At 55.3% G+C, this 19,174-nt stretch carries 18 protein-coding genes; 10 read left to right on the forward strand and 8 right to left on the reverse strand.

The window, feature by feature from the left end; all coding sequences use genetic code 11:
- Window positions 1–329: 329 nt before the first annotated feature.
- The 3 genes from nirB (at window position 330) to ACN0RL_RS00755 (ending at window position 4,881) form a co-directional block, all read left to right on the forward strand.
- Window positions 330–2,837: a nitrite reductase large subunit NirB gene (gene nirB / locus ACN0RL_RS00745; protein WP_417512724.1), complete on the forward strand. Its 2,508-nt coding sequence runs from the start codon at window positions 330–332 to the stop codon at window positions 2,835–2,837.
- Window positions 2,838–3,000: 163 nt separating this feature from the next.
- The gene (nirD, locus tag ACN0RL_RS00750) at window positions 3,001–3,369 is read left to right on the forward strand and encodes a nitrite reductase small subunit NirD (RefSeq protein WP_417512725.1); all 369 of its coding nucleotides are present in this window, start codon (window positions 3,001–3,003) and stop codon (window positions 3,367–3,369) included.
- Between the two features lie 114 nt (window positions 3,370–3,483).
- Complete coding sequence (locus ACN0RL_RS00755; RefSeq protein ID WP_417512726.1) at window positions 3,484–4,881, forward strand: WS/DGAT/MGAT family O-acyltransferase; 1,398 nt, start codon at window positions 3,484–3,486, stop codon at window positions 4,879–4,881.
- Here ACN0RL_RS00755 and ACN0RL_RS00760 read toward each other — a convergent pair.
- Genes ACN0RL_RS00760 through ACN0RL_RS00770 form a run of 3 tightly spaced genes read right to left on the reverse strand, consistent with a single transcriptional unit; the run spans window position 4,874 to window position 6,933 of the window.
- Window positions 4,874–5,281: an NINE protein gene (locus ACN0RL_RS00760; protein WP_417512727.1), complete on the reverse strand. Its 408-nt coding sequence runs from the start codon at window positions 5,279–5,281 to the stop codon at window positions 4,874–4,876. The genes ACN0RL_RS00755 and ACN0RL_RS00760 overlap by 8 nt on opposite strands.
- A 37-nt stretch (window positions 5,282–5,318) precedes the next feature.
- A complete protein-coding gene (locus ACN0RL_RS00765) occupies window positions 5,319–6,086 on the reverse strand; it encodes a class II glutamine amidotransferase (RefSeq protein ID WP_417512728.1) in 768 nt (255 codons plus the stop codon).
- A 31-nt stretch (window positions 6,087–6,117) separates the two neighbouring features.
- Complete coding sequence (locus ACN0RL_RS00770) at window positions 6,118–6,933, reverse strand: SDR family NAD(P)-dependent oxidoreductase (RefSeq protein ID WP_417512729.1); 816 nt, start codon at window positions 6,931–6,933, stop codon at window positions 6,118–6,120.
- Window positions 6,934–7,132: 199 nt separating this feature from the next.
- Here ACN0RL_RS00770 and ACN0RL_RS00775 point away from each other — a divergent pair, with 199 nt between their 5' ends.
- On the forward strand, window positions 7,133–7,591 hold the full coding sequence (locus tag ACN0RL_RS00775; protein ID WP_417512730.1) for an NfeD family protein: 459 nt from the start codon (window positions 7,133–7,135) through the stop codon (window positions 7,589–7,591).
- 3 nt (window positions 7,592–7,594) lie between these two features.
- A complete protein-coding gene (locus ACN0RL_RS00780) occupies window positions 7,595–8,629 on the forward strand; it encodes an SPFH domain-containing protein (RefSeq protein ID WP_417512731.1) in 1,035 nt (344 codons plus the stop codon).
- Window positions 8,630–8,660: 31 nt separating this feature from the next.
- Here the strand turns inward: ACN0RL_RS00780 and yfbR are convergent, their stop codons facing one another.
- Together yfbR and ACN0RL_RS00790 are read right to left on the reverse strand one after the other, a co-directional pair.
- Window positions 8,661–9,254 carry a 5'-deoxynucleotidase gene (yfbR, locus tag ACN0RL_RS00785; RefSeq protein ID WP_417512732.1) on the reverse strand — a complete coding sequence of 198 codons (594 nt, stop codon included), beginning with the start codon at window positions 9,252–9,254 and terminating at the stop codon, window positions 8,661–8,663.
- Between the two features lie 44 nt (window positions 9,255–9,298).
- Entirely contained in the window at window positions 9,299–12,133 is a 2,835-nt protein-coding gene (locus tag ACN0RL_RS00790) for a DUF748 domain-containing protein (RefSeq protein ID WP_417512733.1), read from the reverse strand.
- Between the two features lie 217 nt (window positions 12,134–12,350).
- Between ACN0RL_RS00790 and pdxH the strand changes: the two genes are divergently transcribed.
- From pdxH to ACN0RL_RS00815, 5 genes are read left to right on the forward strand one after another with little or no spacing between them, the layout of a single operon-like run.
- Window positions 12,351–12,986, forward strand: coding sequence for a pyridoxamine 5'-phosphate oxidase (pdxH, locus tag ACN0RL_RS00795; RefSeq protein ID WP_417512734.1), 636 nt, complete (start codon window positions 12,351–12,353; stop codon window positions 12,984–12,986).
- Complete coding sequence (locus tag ACN0RL_RS00800) at window positions 12,955–13,737, forward strand: 4'-phosphopantetheinyl transferase family protein (protein ID WP_417512735.1); 783 nt, start codon at window positions 12,955–12,957, stop codon at window positions 13,735–13,737. Before pdxH ends, ACN0RL_RS00800 begins: the two co-directional genes overlap by 32 nt.
- A 23-nt stretch (window positions 13,738–13,760) precedes the next feature.
- Window positions 13,761–14,381: a DNA-3-methyladenine glycosylase I gene (locus ACN0RL_RS00805; RefSeq protein ID WP_417512736.1), complete on the forward strand. Its 621-nt coding sequence runs from the start codon at window positions 13,761–13,763 to the stop codon at window positions 14,379–14,381.
- Between the two features lie 57 nt (window positions 14,382–14,438).
- Window positions 14,439–14,759: a DUF6482 family protein gene (locus ACN0RL_RS00810; RefSeq protein WP_417512737.1), complete on the forward strand. Its 321-nt coding sequence runs from the start codon at window positions 14,439–14,441 to the stop codon at window positions 14,757–14,759.
- Window positions 14,756–15,220, forward strand: a complete 465-nt coding sequence (locus ACN0RL_RS00815; RefSeq protein WP_417512738.1) for a DUF3429 domain-containing protein — start codon at window positions 14,756–14,758, stop codon at window positions 15,218–15,220. The genes ACN0RL_RS00810 and ACN0RL_RS00815 overlap by 4 nt, the downstream gene beginning before the upstream one ends.
- Here ACN0RL_RS00815 and ACN0RL_RS00820 read toward each other — a convergent pair.
- The 3 genes from ACN0RL_RS00820 to ectB form a co-directional block, all read right to left on the reverse strand.
- On the reverse strand, window positions 15,217–16,179 hold the full coding sequence (locus ACN0RL_RS00820) for a sigma-70 family RNA polymerase sigma factor (protein ID WP_417512739.1): 963 nt from the start codon (window positions 16,177–16,179) through the stop codon (window positions 15,217–15,219). The two genes, ACN0RL_RS00815 and ACN0RL_RS00820, sit on opposite strands and share 4 nt — an antisense overlap.
- Window positions 16,180–16,326: 147 nt before the next feature.
- Window positions 16,327–17,769, reverse strand: coding sequence for an aspartate kinase (locus ACN0RL_RS00825; RefSeq protein WP_417512740.1), 1,443 nt, complete (start codon window positions 17,767–17,769; stop codon window positions 16,327–16,329).
- Window positions 17,770–17,820: 51 nt separating this feature from the next.
- Complete coding sequence (gene ectB, locus ACN0RL_RS00830; protein ID WP_417512741.1) at window positions 17,821–19,089, reverse strand: diaminobutyrate--2-oxoglutarate transaminase; 1,269 nt, start codon at window positions 19,087–19,089, stop codon at window positions 17,821–17,823.
- Window positions 19,090–19,174 lie beyond the last annotated feature (85 nt).

A 19,174-nucleotide genomic window follows, 5' to 3' on the forward strand; every position in this document is an offset into this window, starting at 1 on the left:
AAAGCTCCGGGCAAGGCCACACTGTTGCGTTACCGGGAACTGGAGCAATTACTGCGCCAGCAAAAAGGCATCAAAGTCGTGCAACCTGCTCCGGCAAAGTGCAGAAAACCCGCGCATCTAAGCTCCAGACCCATCATGAAAAATCTAACCGATTGACTTAAAAGACTTTTCAAAATTGGCACGAACATCGCTATGTATAAATCAAGGATGTTTATCCCGGCCAAGGACCTGGCCGAGCTCCCAGAACACTATTGTTGGCATTGGCGCCGGACCATCGACTCCCACAGGGGATGAGATGCTCCGGCTTTTTTATTTAAAAGGACACCACCATGAGCAAGAAAACCCTGATCGTGATTGGCAATGGCATGGTAGGTCACCACTTCCTGGAGCAATTCGTCACGAGTTCAGGAGCCGCTGAGTACGAGATCCTCGTCTTCGGGGAGGAAAAACAGCTGGCCTATGACCGGGTACATCTATCGGAATATTTCATCGGCTCCACCCACGCCGATCTCGCTATGGGCACCGCAGACTGGTACTCCGGGCAGGGTATTCAGTTGCGGCTGAATGAGCCCGTTACCGCCCTTAACCGTGATCAACGCACAGTTACCACGCCAAAAGGCGAGTATGGCTACGACGAACTTGTGCTGGCCACCGGATCCTTTCCGTTTGTGCCGCCGATTGAGGGCCGGGAGCACCCACATTGCTTCGTATACCGGACCCTGGAAGACCTCGATGCTATCCGGGCCAGTGCACATGAGGCCAAATCCGGGGTAGTGGTTGGGGGCGGACTGCTCGGTCTGGAAGCCGCTAACGCACTGAAGAGCCTTGGTCTGCAGGCGCACGTGGTTGAATTCGCGCCCCGCCTGATGCCTGTGCAGCTGGATAACGATGGCGGGGCATTATTGCGCCACAAGATCGAAGAACTGGGTGTTCAGGTGCACACCGAAAAAGCCACTACCGCTATCTTTGAAGGCGAGAACGCTCGGCTACGCATGAACTTCAGCGATGACAGCCACCTGGAAACCGATCTGATTGTATTCTCTGCCGGTATTCGTCCGCAGGATGCCCTGGCACGAGCCAGTGGCCTGGATGTGGGCGAACGGGGCGGCATTGTCGTCAATGACCAGTGCTCTACCTCAGACCCGCATATCCATGCCATTGGTGAGTGTGCGCTCTGGGAGCAGAGAATTTTCGGGCTGGTCGCCCCAGGCTATACCATGGCCCGCACCCTGGCTTCGGTTCTGAACGGCGACAACAATGCAGCCTTTACCGGAGCTGACATGAGCACCAAGCTGAAGCTGCTGGGGGTGGATGTGGGCTCTATCGGCGACGCCCATGCCCAGACGCCGGGTGCCCGCAACATCCGCTTCAACGATGAACAGGCAGGCCATTACCGCCGAATGGTAATCAGCGAAGACGGCAAGACGCTGCTCGGCGCTATTCTGGTAGGCGACAACAGTCATTATGACTCTTTGTTGCAATACGCTCTTAACGGCATCCCGCTGCCAGAGAATCCGGAAACCCTGATACTGCCCGAAAGCCAGGGCGGCGCGCCCGTGCTGGGGCCGGATGCCCTGCCTGAAACCGCCTCGATCTGTTCCTGCCACAACGTGACCAAAAGCGACATCTGCAACGCCATTGATGCGGGTTGTGCCGATTTTGGCAGCGTCAAAGCCAAGACCAAAGCCAGCACCGGCTGCGGGGGCTGCACCGCACTGCTCAAGACTGTGGTGGACTGCGAGCTTGAAAAGCGCGGCGTGGAAGTCAGCAAAGACATTTGCGAACACTTCCCTTACAGCCGTCAGGAACTGTTCCACCTGATCAGGGTAAACGGCATTCGCACCTTCCGCACGCTTATCAGACAGCATGGTATGGGCCAGGGCTGTGACATCTGCAAGCCTGCGGTTGGCTCCATCCTGGCCTCCTGCTGGAACGAGCACATCCTGACCACCGATCATGTGCCACTGCAGGACACTAACGACACCTTCATGGCCAACATGCAGAAGAATGGTACCTATTCCATCGTGCCGCGTATTCCGGGAGGTGAGATCACGCCAGACAAGTTGATCGTGCTGGGTGAGGTGGCCAGGGAATACGATCTTTACACCAAGATCACCGGCGGCCAGCGGGTGGATCTGTTCGGTGCCACTCTGAGCCAGCTGCCGGAGATCTGGGAAAAGCTGATCGCTGCCGGATTTGAAACCGGTCACGCGTACGGCAAATCACTGCGGACCGTGAAGTCCTGCGTTGGCAACACCTGGTGTCGCTACGGCGTGCAGGACAGCGTGGGTATGGCAATCCGCCTGGAGGACCGCTACAAGGGCTTACGGGCGCCGCACAAAGTGAAGATGGCGGTGTCTGGCTGCACACGGGAGTGTGCCGAGGCTCAGAGTAAGGATTTCGGGGTGATCGCTACCGAGAATGGCTGGAACCTCTATGTCTGTGGTAACGGAGGTATGCGCCCGCGCCACGCCGATCTGTTTGCGACCGATCTGTCTGATGAGGAGCTGATCCGCACCATTGACCGGGTGGTGATGTTTTACGTGCGCACCGCCGACCGGCTGCAGCGCACCAGTGTCTGGATGGAAAATCTGGAGGGTGGCCTGGAGTACCTGAAGCAGGTGGTGCTGGAAGACAGCCTGGGGATCTGTGCCGAGCTGGAGGAACACATGGCCGGTATTGTCGACACTTACCAGTGTGAGTGGAAAACGGCGGTGGAAGATCCCGAGAAGCGTAAGCGATTCAGGGAGTTTGTGAACCTGCCAGAGCAGAAGGACCCGGAGCAGCAGTGGACTTCAGAGCGGGGGCAGAGACGGCCTGTTCTGGAGTCTGCGTAGCCTGTTTATTTGGGTGCGAGTGCGCGGCGGCACGGGGTGCTTTTCCGCCGGGAAAAATAACTCGCTGCGCTCAGACATCTTTTTCCCGGCGGAAAAGCACCCCATACCACCACACTCACCGAACTCGCGAATATCGAAAAACGAAGATTCAAGGAGAACGAAGATGAAAACTCATACTTGTTGGAATGCGGTTTGTACTGTTGACGATCTGGTGCCGGAATCCGGCATTGCGGTATGGACGGAAGAGGGGCCGGTGGCGGTGTTTTATCTGCCGCACCGGCTGCCGGCGCTTTTTGCCATCAGTCACACCGATCCGTTCAGCGGCGCCAATGTTCTGGCCCGTGGTATCACGGGGGACCTGAAAGGAGATGCTGTTGTAGCCTCGCCGCTATACAAACAGCACTTCAACCTGAAAACCGGGGCTTGTCTGGAAGATGATTCGGTGTCGGTCAGAACCTACCCTGTTCTCCTGGATGGTAACCGGATCCTGCTGGAAACCGCCGATATACAACGGCAAGCCGTGGCTGCCTGACCGGGCAAGGGGCAGTATCAAGCGATGTTAACGGGCCGGCATGCACCTGAGGTCAACCACTCACGGGCAACCTGAGGTAAGATCAGGGAAACATCAATAAAAAGGATGCCGCCCGTGAAGCCTCTGAGCCCCACCGACCAGCTTTTCCTCTGGCTGGAAAAGCGCCAGCAACCCATGCATGTAGGCGGGCTGCAGATTTTTTCGTTTCCGGAGGATGCGCCGGACGATTATGTTTCCCGGCTTGCCGAGCAGCTGCGCAATGATACCGAAGTGACGGCGCCCTTTGATCGTCGCCTCGACAGTCGGTTTGCACAGCCGGTTTGGGTGCACGACAAGCATCTGGATCTGGAGCATCACTTCCGGTTTGAGGCTCTGCCTACTCCCGGCCGTATCCGGGAGCTGCTTGGTTTTGTCTCGGCAGAACACTCGCACCTTATGGACCGTGAGCGGCCGCTGTGGGAGTTTCATCTCATCGAGGGGCTCGGCGACAGGCAGTTTGCGGTTTACATCAAGATCCACCACTCCCTGGTGGACGGTGTTTCTGCCATGCGTATGTTTCAGAGAATGCTGTCCACGGATCCTGCAAAGCGCAATATGCCGCCTATCTGGGATCTATCGGCACGACCACGGAGGAATGAGGATCGAAGCGGCCCGTCGCTATGGGGCAGTATCAGTCATTTGTTGGGGGAATCGGGAAAGCAACTGGGTACGATGCCGACGGTCGCGCGAGAGCTGTTGCGCACCGTCAACACCGCTCGCAAAGACCCTGTTTATAAATCCATATTCCACGCGCCACGCAGCATTCTGAACCAGAAAATTACCGGCTCACGGCGCTTTGCGGCCCAATCGTACTGTCTGAAGCGGATAAAAGCGGTGTGCAAGGCTTATGGCACCACTGTAAATGATGTAGTCACGGCAATGTGCGCCAGTGCTTTGCGCACCTACCTCATGAACCTGGATGCGCTGCCAGAGAAGCCATTGATCGCTATGGTTCCGGTGTCACTGCGCAAGTATGACAAACCTGGCGACGGGACATCTGAAAGCAAGCAATCCGAGGGCAATCAGGTCGGTGTTATCCTGGCGAATCTGTATACCGACGAGAGCCATGCCGGCACGCGACTGCGCAAGATTCATCAAAGTATGCAGGAGGGAAAAGACCGCTACGCGAACATGTCACCTGAAGAAATCGTCAACTACACGGCGCTTACCCTATCGCCAGCGGCGTTTCATCTGCTGACCGGCGTGGCCCCGAAGTGGCAGACGTTCAACGTGGTAATATCCAACGTACCCGGGCCGAAAGAGACCAGTTACTGGAACGGCGCCAAACTGGAGGGTATGTACCCCGTCTCCATCGCTATGGATCGCCTCGCCCTGAATATGACTCTGACCAGCTACAACGATCAGGTGGAGTTCGGGCTGATTGGCTGCCGCCGCACGCTGCCAAGCCTCCAGAGGATGCTTGATTACCTGGAGGATGGCCTCGTGGAGCTGGAACAGGCTGCTGTCAGTTAAACTTTACCTGCCGGTTACGCTCCGAGATCTGGTCGTTCAACGTCCAGAAATCGTAAAGCACGCCAAGCAAAAACAGGCCGCCGGTCAGCAAATAGATAATGCCGCTGATCCACTTGCCCATGTACAGCCGGTGTAACCCGAACACACCGGTGAAGGTCAGCAGCAACCAGCCAATGTTGTAGTTGACCTCACCTTCACGGAACCGGCTGTCAGCCTGCTCGTCCATGGATGGAATCAGGAAAAGATCGATAATCCAGCCGATAAAAAACAGCCCGAATGTAAAGAACCAGATGGTTCCGGTGATCGGTTTGCCGTAATAGAAACGATGGGCTCCCAAAAACCCGAAGATCCAGAGCAGGTATCCAAACAACTTGCTGTGCGTATTGGGTCGATGAATCATAACTACTCCGATAACAATTTATTTTACCTATATGGGGCTAGCCCCGTGATTCAACAACCCCCTTACGCCACAACCGCCACTCGCCCGGCTCGTAAATATCCCATTTCTCATCACTGGTCAGCGGCTCGGTTACGATAACGCTGACGATATCGTTCGGCGTGGTTTCAGACTCGAAATCCACAATAACGTCGGCATCTTTCAATCTCGCCGGGCGAAAAGGCGCGCGGCGGGTGATGCTGGCCATTTTGGTGCTGCAGTAGGTAAACAGCCAGTCGCCGTTGCTCAGCAACAGATTGAACACACCCTGAGCGGCATAAGCTTTTGAGAGCTGAACCAGGCGCTCGGTAATAACCCCGACCGGATCATTACGGTCACATTGGCTACGCAGGTGGTTGAGAATATCGCAGAACAGCGCCTCACTGTCTGTACCGCCAACAGGCTCGTAAAACCCTGCTGATGGCGCGAACTCAGAAAGCTGGCCGTTATGGGCAAACACCCAGTAACGGCCCCAGAGCTCACGCATAAACGGATGGGTATTGGCCAGGCAGATTTCACCCACATTGGCCTGGCGGATATGGCAGATTGCTACTTCGCTTTTGATCGGATGAGTCTGAACCACTTCTGCAAGCCGTGAGTTAGCGCTGGCATCCACATCGTGGAAGGCCCGCACGCCTTTGCCCTCATAAAAAGCTACACCCCAGCCATCCTTATGGGGGCCAGTGTCGCCGCCTCTGCGGGTCAGCCCGGTAAAGCTGAAGCAGAGGTCAGTAGGTGTATTGGCGCTCATGGCCAGCAGTTCACACATAAAACGACGTGATTCCTTGTCTCAATAGCCGTCAGCGATACAGGCTCTTGCCGGCAAAGCGCTCAACCAGGGGCTGATAGGCCGAGCCCAGCAGGCGGTTAATAGCATCAATACCCCAGGCATCGGTTCCCACAAGGATGCGGGACTCGTTTTTGAGAATGCCTTTTACAATCGTTTCAGCGGCTTTTTCCGGCGTGGTCATGGCCAGCCTGTCAAAGCCTTTTCGCAGATTTTCAGCACTTTTAGGCCTGCTTGTGCGTGCCGAATTGGCAATGTTGGTTTTTATACCTCCGGGGTGCACACAACTGACCGCAACCGGCTGCTTTTCCAATTTCATTTCCTGGCGCAGGGACTCGGTAAACCCGCGAACCGCAAATTTTGCTGCGTTATAAGCACTTTGTGTAGGTACGCCGATCATGCCAAACACACTGGAAATGTTCACCACATGGCCATCACCCGAGGCGATCAGGTGTGGCAGGAAAGCACGGGATCCATGAGCCACACCCCAGAAGTTGATATCCATGATCCACGCAAAGTCTGTATCAGACATCTCTCGCACCGTTGCAGAGAGTGCAACACCGGCATTATTGATAATCACGTTCACCTGGCCAAAGTCCTTTACCACTTCCGCCGCATGGGCGTATACAGCGTCTCTGTCGCTTACGTCCAACCGGTAAGTTCTGACTTCCGAACCCTCAATAGACGCAGCCGTTTCAGCCAGGCCTTGCTCGTTAACATCCGATAAGGCCAGCCTGCAACCCCGCACTGCCAGCGCTTTGGCGAGCGCTCGTCCGATACCGGAACCCGCTCCGGTTACCACCACCACTTTGTTTTTCAGGTCTTTCATGGGCATTGAACTCTTGTTGTGTGTTGTACTAACTAAAGAAGATACTCTAACAACCGCCCCTGATCAGCATATGGCATCAAATTTCTGTGTTGAGCGACGCCAGGGCCACTCGGACGCAGCCCCGGCTTTTGAGTACAATCCACCATCCGGGAGTTCAGTCTCGCGGATTTCTTAAACCCTGAACCTGCGGATTTTCTGTATGGAATGGAGCCTTACACATTTCTGGCTGATTCTGGCACTCGTGCTGGGCCTCGCCGAGCTGACATCGGGCGTGCTTTTACTGCTGGCACTGGCGATTGCCGCCGGCCTGACCGCTGTGCTTGCCTACGCTGGCATGTCGTTCGAGTGGCAGCTTGTTGGTATGGGCCTGTTCTCTGGCCTGCTGGTACCCATTGCTATCCGCTGGATACGCCCGCGCTTTTCGCCTAAGGGCGTGGCCTATGGCACTACCGGCACGGGTGTCGAACAGGGGAAGCAATATCGCACCCAGAAAAGGGATTTCGACGGTGCCGCGGGTGTAAAAATCAACGGCGATTTTTATCGCCTGCGAGACGAAACCACCGGGGCTACCGACTTCCCTGAAGGAACCAACGTTATATTCAGACAATTCGACGGCACCACCGCCGTTGTTCAAACCGTCCCCTCCAAGGAGCAGTAAGTTATGGAACCCTACATTTCACCGGGGCTGATTATCAGCCTGATTGTTGTCGCTATCGGTATTTTCATCATTGCCAAGGGCCTGGTGATTGTACGTCAGTCTGAAGTCATGGTTATTGAGCGTCTGGGCTCGTTTAATCGGGTTCTGGAAAGCGGCGTGAACATTATCATCCCTTTCGTAGAGCGGCCCCGGCCCATCACCATGATCCGCTACATGCGCATGGGTGAGGAATACCACCCGATGACCACCGATGAAACCCGCATCGACCGCCGTGAAACAGTGATGGACTTCCCCGGGCAACCCGTAGTGACCACCGATAACGTAACCGTGAAAATCAACGGGGCTCTTTATTACCAGATTATTGACCCTCGCCGTGCTGTATACGAAGTGGCCAATATGAGCCAGGCGGTTGAAGTGTTGGCCAAAACCACACTACGCTCGGTAGTGGGCAAGATGGAGCTGGACAAGCTGTTTGAATCCCGCGCCGAGGTGAACAACGCCATTCAGGCCGAAATGGAAGAGCCAGCCTCCAAATGGGGTGTCAAGCTTACCCGGGTAGAAGTTCAGGACATCAGCATGCCGGAAGAAGTGGAAGATGCCATGCGCCTGCAAATGTCTGCAGAGCGAAAGCGTCGAGCCACAGTTACCGAGGCCGAAGGTGAAAAGACTGCAGCGATTGCCAAGGCTCAGGGCCAGCGAGAGTCTGCCATTCTGAATGCTCAGGGCGACAAGGAATCCGCGATTCTGCGTGCCCAGGGTGAACAGGAGTCCATTCGTCTGGTACTCAGTGCAATGGGCGACTCCGAGCAAAACAAGCAGACGGTTATCGGCTATCTGCTGGGGCAAAGCTACATCAAGGTATTGCCGAACATGGCAAAAGACGGCGAGCGGGTGTTTGTGCCCTACGAGTCCTCTGCTCTTCTGGGCTCCATGGGCATGTTCCGGGAACTGGCAGGCAGCCCGGACGATGTGGTTCGCCAATCCCTGCAACGGGACGGCCTGCGCGGCGGCCTGGTAGGCGGGGCCAGTAACGCCTGACCTTGCGAGCGTGCGGACAACTTGAAGAGCATCAGCCCAGCAGGTTGTCCAACGGCTTTTCATAGCCGGGAGCGAATACTTCCATAAAGTAAGCGACTTCCGGCAACCCCTCCTGCTCAAGCCTCTGCCGGATCTGTTTCTCAGCTGGCTCAAACTCTCGGTTGCCCGCACGCACTTCGGCCTGACACTTCAGCCAGGCCGACAAACGGTCTGCCGCCTTGATCAGTTCGCGATCCTCGGCCGGCAATCGGGATTCCCGAAGATAGGGCGCAAAATCTTCGCGCAGGTCTTCCGGTAGCAGCGCCAGTAACTCCGCCTCCGCCTTGTGCTCAATGTCGCCGAAGGCCTCCCGCATAACCTTGGAGTGGTACTTCACAGGCGTGGGCATATCGCCGGTGATCACTTCAGTAGCATCATGGTACAACGCGGCAGCAGCGATTTTATCGGCATTCACCCGCCCGCCAAAGTGCCGGTTGCGGATCAGTGCCAATGCGTGTGCCAGGGTGGCCACTTCCCATGAGTGGGTTGCTACGTTCTCTTCGATTGCGTTACGCATCAACCCCCAACGCTTGATCCAGCGTAACCGGGAAACATAAGCAAAAAAATGACTACCAGCCTGTGACACGCGCTTTATCCCTTTAAAACATCGTTGTGAAATTCATAGCCGACTCAGCGGGCATCCAACGTAAACCCGACAATGACATTGCCATCCTCAGACATCTCGGCATTCCGTGACGGGTCGAGCATGAATAACTGGTTCGCCGGAACACCATGAGTATCTCGCAGTATTTCCTGTAACGCGCTCCCCCGTGCGCTGGCAAGATTACTCAGCGCTTCGGGCACCAGCGTCCGCTCTCCCGCCAGATAGGCCTCACGCGCTTCTTCCCAGGCCTGCTCCGACAACTCTCCTTCCTGACTCGCCGCCAGCTCATCACGCAGAAGCGCCAGCCCGTCAGCATCGGGTGAAACACCACCGCGTATATTCAGTAACAGATCCGGGCGATCAAGCAGAGCTTCCGACAGGGCGGCCAGCTTCTCAGCCTCGCCCGGCACCAGCCTGGTCGTGCCGGGCTCAAAGCGCATTTTGCCCAATTCCTCGCCGCTGAGGCCAGCCAGTTCGGCAATCGACCCAAGCACACTGAACGGCGACGTAGCGGCCTTTGCAAGCAAGTTCACAAACGTTCGCATAACGACCTGGCCGACTCTGAAATCCGGGCTGTCCAGATCACCGCTGACTGGCAGGTTCACATCAATAACACCATTGCCGTCCCTGAGCAGCACCAACCCAAGCTTCACCGGTGCGTTAACGGCCTCTTCGCTGGCAACGGCCTGCCCCAGAGTCAGGCGGTCCATAATCACCCTGTTCGATGCATCTATCCGGCTACCGGTAACTTCATAATCAAGATCCAGCTCTAACTTGCCGCTATCAATGCCGTAGCCCAAATAACGGCTCAGGTAGGGCGAAAGTGCGGGCAATGAGAGGTCTTTCATGGTCAGTTTCAGATCGCTGGTATCTTCCGTACCCAAGGTGCCGATGGTGCCGTCAGCTTCCATGCTGGCACTGCCACCCACTCGACCTTTCAGAGACACCTTGCCTTGTTGCGGCGATACATTACTGAGCCCCGTAATCGAACCATTGAGCTGGTCGAGCGAGGTTGTAAAGGCTGGATTCAGAGTACGGTCCGTATAATCGAGCGCGCCCTTTTCAATCATTAACTGGCCGATCCGGAAGATAAACGACGCGTCGTCGGCCCTGTCCTCTTGCGGCTCTGAGGCTGTATCAGCAGACCTGGGCGGCAGAGAAATTTTCGCAACGTTGTGCACGCTGTCGGTATCGCGAACAAGATTGATGGCCGGCTGAGCGAGGGTAATCGTGCCGATTTCCAATCTGGACGGGTAGACGTTGTACTCAATGGGCGCCAGACGAAGCGTCTGCCACGAGATCAACCGATCGCTGCTGTCTGGCAACTGAAGGTTCAGCCCGCTGACCTCTGCGGTGCCGCTGAACGTACCCGTTAGCGGGTCCTGCTGGCCATCCAGATCGAGATTACCATCCAGCCCGAGTGTGCCAGCTGCAATGGCGAGATTGGCCGACTCCTGCAAGTAAGGCTCAAACACCGCCAGAAGGATACCAGAGCCGGAGATAGCCGCTTCCAGCGTAAAGGGCTGAGGTGTCAGCTGGCCATTCAGGGATAGCGTGCCACCGCTGGCCAGAGTTGTCTGCAGCTTATAAGACATCGGGTCTTCCATCTCGCTGCTGATGTCACCGGTGAACAAGGATAACTGCTCCAGTGTCAGCTCCGCCGGCGAACCCGGCTGCTGATCCTGCCAGGTCACACGGCCATCAGAAATGCCGATGCCATCCAGTGACCACCGGAACGGTTGCTCAGCCGATGCGGGCTCCGACACTTCAGCGCCAGAAACTTTTTGCTGATTGCTCTCATTGAACGCGGCAAGTCTGGCAACCCAGTCAATGTCTCCTGCCTTGTTCCGTGCCAGTGCAACATCGGGCTGTTCCACCGAAATCTGCCCTACAACGGCTTCACGGGCATTGAGGTCGAATCCGATACCGTCAACGGCAATGGATACCGTGGTTAACCCGGGCTGCTCGCTTTGCGCATCGGTAGCAACAGCCAGATCTTCCAGCAACAACCGGCCGTTGTGGGTAGAAAAATACAGAATGTCTCCTGACTGCAGCTCATAGTCTGAACTTACCGTTACTTTACCGCCGCGCAAATCGTAGGGCAGGTAAGGTGCGAGGAAATGCCCGAGCGTTTCGTGATCGGCACCGGAAATTGCAAGATTTCCATTGGAGTAAAGCGGTGTGACACTGAAGTTGCCCCGCCACTCGATGGTCTGGCTGCCCAGTGCCGCCTGCAGGTGATAATCGCTGTTGCGGTCGTCCCGCTGCCAGGTAGCCAGATCGCTCAGGGTCAGGTCCAGCGGCGTAATCCGGAACTCCGCCATTTCAGACTGGGTAAAATCCCGGAACAGCAAAACGCCACCATCTACAGTGACCTGTTGAAAATACAGTGAGGGTGGCGCCTGATCTTCCTGAGCCTCAGCCGTATCTGCGGGCTTACCCTCGTCCCGTGCACTGGCAGCCTGAAAGTCCCGAGCGAAGTTAACGCTGTAGTCTTCCAGCAGATCCAATCGGATGAACGGCTCTTCAAGCTCAATAGCCTCAAACCCGACAACACCCTGAATCAGCTCAAAGAAGTCGAGATTAATAAACAGGCGATCGAAGCCCACCACTTTTTGATTATCGCTGTCCTGCGCAGACAGGTTCAGGGCTTCCACACTAAGCGCAAATGGATTGCTGCGGATGTCACCAACATCGGCTTGCCACCCCATATGCTGCTCCATCTGAGCAGGCAAAGCACGCTTCAGCCACCAGGGCAAAAGCAGAAACCCTGCAAGGCTGTACAGAACCAGAAGAACCAGGAATCCGATGAACAGGTTTCTGGGCATACGGCTTTGTTGACGGCTCTGGGCCACGGACATCTCCTCATGAACGGCGGAATACCGGGGCGATCTTGCCCACTTTCCTGTTTATAAGGATAGTCCGCCAGATGCCGGTTTGTCAGGTGCTCACTTCATTGTCGGTTGCATGCAACCGGTTACGACACAAGGATCGCTGACAGGCGGCCCTGAACCGGATATGCTCAGCCGTCGTAGTGTTTCCCCTGCAATTTTTTTAACGCGAGTGAGAGGAAGGTTTATGGACATCGGCGATATGCGTCGCGATTTTGAAAGCGAAGGGCTCGATCGCGAGGCGCTGAGCGACGACCCGGTACGGCAGTTCGAGACCTGGTTCGGCGACGCCCGGGAAGCCAGTATTCTGGAGCCCAACGCCATGTCCCTGGCTACCACCGGAGCCAACAACATGCCGGATCTGCGCACGGTATTGCTGAAATACTTTGACGAGCGCGGGTTCGTTTTTTACACCAACTATGAAAGCCGCAAGGCCCATGAGATGGACGAGAACCCTCAGGCTGCATTGTTGTTCCCCTGGATTGGCCTGAACCGGCAAGTGCGTATTCAGGGTCGGGTCGAAAAAGTCAGCAAGACTGAATCCCTGAAATACTTTGCCTCACGCCCACGTGGTAGCCAGATAGGCGCCTGGGTCTCGGAGCAGAGCAAAGCCATTACGTCACGGGGACTGCTTGAGCAGAAAGTGGCGGAAATGAAACGCAAATTCAGCGAAGGTGAAGTGCCATTGCCGGGCTTCTGGGGCGGCTATCGCGTTGTCCCTGAGCGCATTGAATTCTGGCAAGGCCGCCCCAGCCGTCTCCACGACCGGTTTGAATACGTGAGGGAAGGCGATGGTTGGCTCATCCAACGACTTCAGCCCTGATTCCAGCGGCAATCAACCGAAGCCGGACATCTGGCTATGCCACCAGGCCGGATCAGCTCCCGGGGTTGCGCCAGATTGGCTTACATTTGATGAACGCGAACGGTTATCGGGGCTAAGCCCGGCCCGTGCGGCGGAATTTCTCACCAGCCGCTGGTTGATCCGCCAGGCTCTCAGCAGGGCGAGCGCCGTGCAGCCTGGGCAGTGTTGGCCAGTGCAAGGGCGCGCGATTGAGTCTGCCAGCCCGCCAGGTTGGCATCTCTCACTCAGCCATAGTAACGGTCTGTCTGCCTGCGGAACCCAATACGGCTCGGCTCTGGGCGTGGATATAGAACCGAGCAAACGTCACCCACAATGGCAAAAAGTGGTTAAGCGCTGGTTCTCCCCCGTTGAACAAGAATGGCTGTTTCAGGAAGATGATCCCCACGCTTTTCTCTGGGCCTGGACATTGAAAGAGGCCTGGCTGAAAGCAACCGGCCGGGGTATTGCAGGCAATCTGCAGACACTGGAAGTACGCCGGAATTTCGAGCTCTACGGCGATCAGCCAGATGATTACTGGCAAGCCTGCGCCTTTTATACCGAGGGTTTTCTATGCACACTGGTATTCAGGCAAACGGAAAGCCATCAGGTTGGTTCATGGCCAGCCATCACACTGCTGGAGCCGCCCTCTGAGGGTTACAGCCTGAGCGCAGCAGAATCCCTGGACACACACTGGGAGCCAATGTTTCAGCGCAGGATCCGCTTGAAACGCTGATCACTTCGCCGGGAGAACGCCACATGCCTGTTGTACTCAAAGATGATCCGGCCCCCGCAACCCCGGCCCCGAACGAGCGCTGCCCTTGGTGCGGTTCCGATCCGCTTTATGTGCATTACCATGACACCGTCTGGGGCAGGCCTGAATACGACGATCTCGCTCTGTTCGAAAAGCTGTGCCTGGATGGCCAGCAGGCCGGTCTGAGCTGGATTACGATTCTGCGCAAACAGGAAAGCTATCAGGCCGCTTATGACCATTTCGATCCGGAAAAAATCGTTCGGTATAACGACGCCAAAGTTGCCGAACTTTTGACAAATCCGGGCATTGTGCGCAACAAACTGAAAGTCCGGTCAATCATCAAAAACGCCAGAGGGTTTCTCGACCTGCAGGAGCAAGGCAAAGGGTTTTCACACTTCCTCTGGTCATTTGTTCAGAACAACCCTGTGCAGAACAACTGGCGGAGCTTTGATGAAGTGCCGGTTACCACACCGCAATCAGAAGCTATGTCGAGGGCGCTGAAACGAGCGGGATTTACGTTTGTCGGCCCGACCATTGTTTATGCTTTCATGCAAGCCACCGGAATGGTTAACGACCACATGGTATATTGCCCGCAGCATATGCAATGCCGCTCGCTCGCCCAATGATCTTAAACGCCCGGGGACTCGTAAGTTCTGGAGAATCAGGTATCCCGGAGCTTCACTGTGAGAATTACCCTCGAACAACTCGCTACCCAGCCAAAGCAGGTCATTGATCTGCTTGAAATCATATCCATTGAAGGCCAGCAATACATGGCCAGGCTGAGCCTCGGCGATGAGCAGCTATTGCTGTCTGACAAGAAGGGCCTTACGCGTCTTTTCCGAAGTGCCTGGCAGATTCAGGACACTCTGGGCAGTTTTTCCATTAAAGAGACTCAGGTCGTTCATCCCTCTGCTTATCACGAGATGATTGGCATGGCCCCGGCCGCAATAGAACCGTTGAGAATAAGGGTTCAGAGGCAGCAGGTTCAGGGGAAAAAACAGTGATTTCAGTAGCGAGACTTGCGATTCTGGTAGGAATAGCGGGGCTGATTCCCTTCGTTGCCGGTGTTACCGCTCTTTTTACAATGCCGCAGTACAGCGTCTCTGTGCTGGGTTATTTTTATCTTTACAGTGCGGGCATTCTGGCTTTCATGGCGGGTGTATACTGGCCAATAGCCATGCAGCTGGATAACCGTTGCTACCCGCTATCCCCCTTGGTAACCATGCTGCTGAGCCAGGTTTTCTTTGTTGCAGCAGGCGTCGGCCTGCTGTTGAGTACTCCGGCACAGATCGCACTTTACACTGTTGCCTACCTTGGCCTGTATATCACCGATACACGCTGGATGCGGGTTTACTGGCCAGGCTGGTATCTGAAGCTGCGCCTTGTTCTGACGCTCGTCGCAGTTGTTTGCCAACTGACCGTTGGCGCCTGGTTCTTCCTGATACATTCCGGCCAGGCGGTCTAAAGCCGGTAGGACTCTTCCCGCCCGTCTGCCAGGGCTTGCAACTTGCGCAAAGCCAACTTCTCTATTTGCCGCACTCGTTCCCGGCTTATGCCCATATCATCCGAGATCACTTGCAGCGTATCCGGTTCAGGCAAATTCAACCCGTAACGGCGTGCCAGAATAGCCTGCTCGCGATCGGTCAACTCACTGAACATGGATTTCAGAGCCCGGCGATCATCGCGGCCAGACATCCTCTGCTCCGGGCTCGCCTGCTTGTCAGCCTCAAGGCTGTCGCCCAGAGTGATTGTACCATCGTCCATCAACGGAACATCCGTTGAAAGTTCACGCCAGGCCAGAGCCCTGAGTTCTCCGATCCGGGAGGGCGTCGCTTCCATCGCCTGTGCCAACTCTGTCTGAGATGGCATGCGCCCGAGATTCTGATGCATCTGCAACGAAACTTTATGCAGGTTGCGAATTTCATTCACAACGTTTTCCGGCGTATGAACCAGCCGGGCACCCCGCTGCAAACAGCGCTTGACCTCTTCGCTGATCCACCAGTAAGCGTAAGTAGAAAAACGGAAGCCTTTGGTAGGGTCAAAACGCTCAACCGCTTTGATCAGGCCCACATTAGCGTCCTGAATCAAATCAGACATAGAAATGCCATGCTGGTTATAACGGCGGGCAATGTGAACAGCCAGACGCAAGTTGCTCTGAATGAGCTTGCGACGACAAGCGTTGGCAAGATGGAAGGCACGACGGCACCTGGGTGAAAAGGCACAAGCGTCGCCGAGGCTGCCGATAACAGCACGGAAGGTCTGTGGTGTGTCGTCAGGCAAAGACAACTCTGCGCTGATCACATGATAACACCGCGTAAGTTTGCGAGAGAGGCGGCGTTCAGACGCCTCTGTGAGCATTTCATACCGGGACGCATCCCTGAAATAGAGCCCGACCAGAGAATCCCTTTCACCATCGTTGGGCATTTTAGGAGACGGCCCCGGCCTGTCTGTGTTTAACATGGCTCGGTACCCGTTGGAATTTACAGAGAATACGTCCTCATACCCTGGACGGATTCATCGCCGGCCGCCCTGCCGACGATGAATCTGCTCCGGACTGAATCACTCCATGCCTCAGGCCGCGACTATCGCATACCCATGGTTGTGGGGCTCAACAAGAACACCATGCAAAGCAATGATAGCTTTTTCATAGTTGTCCTCATCAACCACGAACTGGATATCAACCTGGCGCATACACAGGTGCAAAGCCAGCACGTTGATTTCCTCATCAGCCAGCACTTTGACCGACCGCGCAAGAATGCCAGGCATTTTTATATCACTGCCAATCGCTGAAACCACAGCCACTTTGCGGGTACTGATCTCACCGTTGGGAAACTCATCTTTCAGCGCCTTCACCACGCGTTTTACGTGTTTCAGGGTGCTGTCTACGTAATGAGTAATACTATTGGCGTTGGTGTCTTTTGCCATAAACCGTACTTTGAAGCGGCTCAGTATATCGAGGATGCGACGGTCCGAGCCGGGTTCTCCCTGCATATCCTGATCAAATACCTCGATGGCAAATACACCCTTGGCGCCGGCAATAATTTCAACCTGTGGTTTTTCACTCACATAATCGCCGGTGATCAGAGTGCCGGTATGTTCCGGCTCGAAGGTATTCATCACCCGCAGCGGAATCTCCGCCTGACGCAGACCCTTACCAGCACGGGGGTGAATCGCTTCCATACCCAGATTTGCCAGCTGGTCGGCTACGTCGTAGTTGGTCCGCCCCAGAGGAACCACTTTTTCTGCTCCTACAATGTTGGGATCGGCAGAACTCAGGTGGTATTCCTTGTGAATGATCGCTTCCCGGGCATCTGTCATGACGGCTACGCGGCTGAATGTCATCTCGCTATAGCCCCGATCGAAGGTACGCATCAGGCCTTCCTTGCACTGGGCGTAGCCGGTAACGATCGGCAATTCACGGCTCAAATCAACGGAGTCAAACGTCTGCTTCAGCTTTTCGTCCAGCGGCAACAGCTCCGTATCTCGCCAGCCGGTAAGATCCACGAAACGTGCATTGATACCTTCTTGCTGCAGTTTCAGCGTAGTGTTGAAAGCACTGTGAGCCTCACCAATGCCCGCCAGCATTTCACGAACCGTCAGCAGATGCTCTTCGAGCTGAAACTGGCCATAGGAACACAGGCGCTGAAGGTCAATCAGGCAGCCGCGCACACCTTCGATACGGTCAGTAATAAACTGATCTGCCTGCTGCTTGAGCATCGGATCTTCAAACAGTTCGCCGTTGATGTCGGTAATAAACTTTATCAACTTTGTAAGGTCGTCGCCCCATGCCCAGTCCGATTCCGCATCGGCAAACAAGGCATACACACCCGGCTCGCCGGTCTTCTTGTGCTCCAGCAACTCGTTGGTTACGCCTCCGTATGCAGACACCACGAAAATTCGCTGATAGAGGTCTTCCTTGCTACGATCCCCAACGATAATGTTATCGCGCACGGCTTCGTAGTTACTCATTGAAGTACCGCCGATTTTCTCGACGGTATGTAATTGGCTTGTCATAGTTCTATCCTGGCTACCCTGCAGACTGAATTTTCTGGATGGCGGGGCGTCTTACGACGCCTCGCTGATTCCTTCCTGCATGATTTCATCCACACTCTTTGCCAGCAATTCTGCACCCAGTTTCAGGTCGTCCTTGCTGGTTGTAAGCGGCATCAGGCATTTGATGACTTCATCATTCGGGCCACTGGTCTCGATAATCAGACCGTGCTCAAAAGCACGCTTGGTAATCGGGCCTGTAATATCAGCATGGGTGGCTTCAATGCCCCGCATCAAACCGCGCCCTTTCATTTTGAACTCACCCGGGTACTTATCGCAAATGGCCTGCAGCGCATCGCCCAGTACCTGGGTCTTTTCTTTTACCTCATTGGCAAAGCTGTCGTCTTTCCAGTACGTCTCTACCGCAGTCCGGGCCGTGATGAACGCCATGTTGTTGCCACGGAAAGTACCGTTGTGCTCGCCCGGATCCCAAACATCCAGTTCCGGCTTGAACAACACCAGTGCCATGGGCAGACCATAGCCACTCAGGGATTTGGACACGGTCACGATATCCGGCTTGATACCGGCAAATTCAAAGCTGAAGAAATCACCGGAACGGCCATTACCCGCCTGAATATCGTCCAGAATCAGCAGAATGTCGTGCTTCTTGCAGAGGGCTTCCAGGCCCTTCAACCATTCGGCGCGGGCGGCATTCAGACCACCTTCACCCTGAACGGCCTCCACAATAACCGCCGCCGGCAGCTCTACACCGGAGGAGCTGTCTGACAGCAATTTGTCCATGATGGCCAGAGTGTCTACATCTTCACCCAGATAGCCGTCGTAGAACATGAAGTCTACGCCCGACAACGGCACACCGGCACCGCCACGGTGATGCTTGTTACCGGTTGCGGCAACCGCACCCATGGTCACGCCATGAAAGCCGTTGGTGAACGAGATAATGCCGGTACGGCCTTTCACTTTGCGAGCCAGCTTCAAGGCTGCTTCCACACAGTTGGTTCCGGTGGGGCCGGTAAACTGCATTTTGTAATTAAGGCCACGGGGGTCCAGGATGTACTTCTTATACGACTCGATAAAGTCATGTTTGGCCGTTGTAAACAGATCAAGGCCCTGGCTCACGCCGTCTGCCTCAATATATTCAAGCAGGGCTTTTTTCAGAACATCGTTGTTATGGCCATAGTTCAGTGAACCTGCACCGGCCAGAAAATCCAGATATTGCTTGCCGTCTTCCGTGTATAAATGCGCATTTTTGGCGCGATTGAAAATCACCGGGAAGGCACGGCTGTATACACGTACTTCAGATTCGGTAGACTTGAAAATTTCCATAGTTTTACCTCTCGGCCTGATCAGGCCTGTTTAATAGGGTTCTTTAAAGGGTAACTCTGAGACTGGGAGCATGAGCAGGCATGGA

The sequence above is a fragment of the Marinobacter sp. genome, assembly GCF_048259445.1.
Taxonomy (GTDB): Bacteria; Pseudomonadota; Gammaproteobacteria; order Pseudomonadales; family Oleiphilaceae; genus Marinobacter.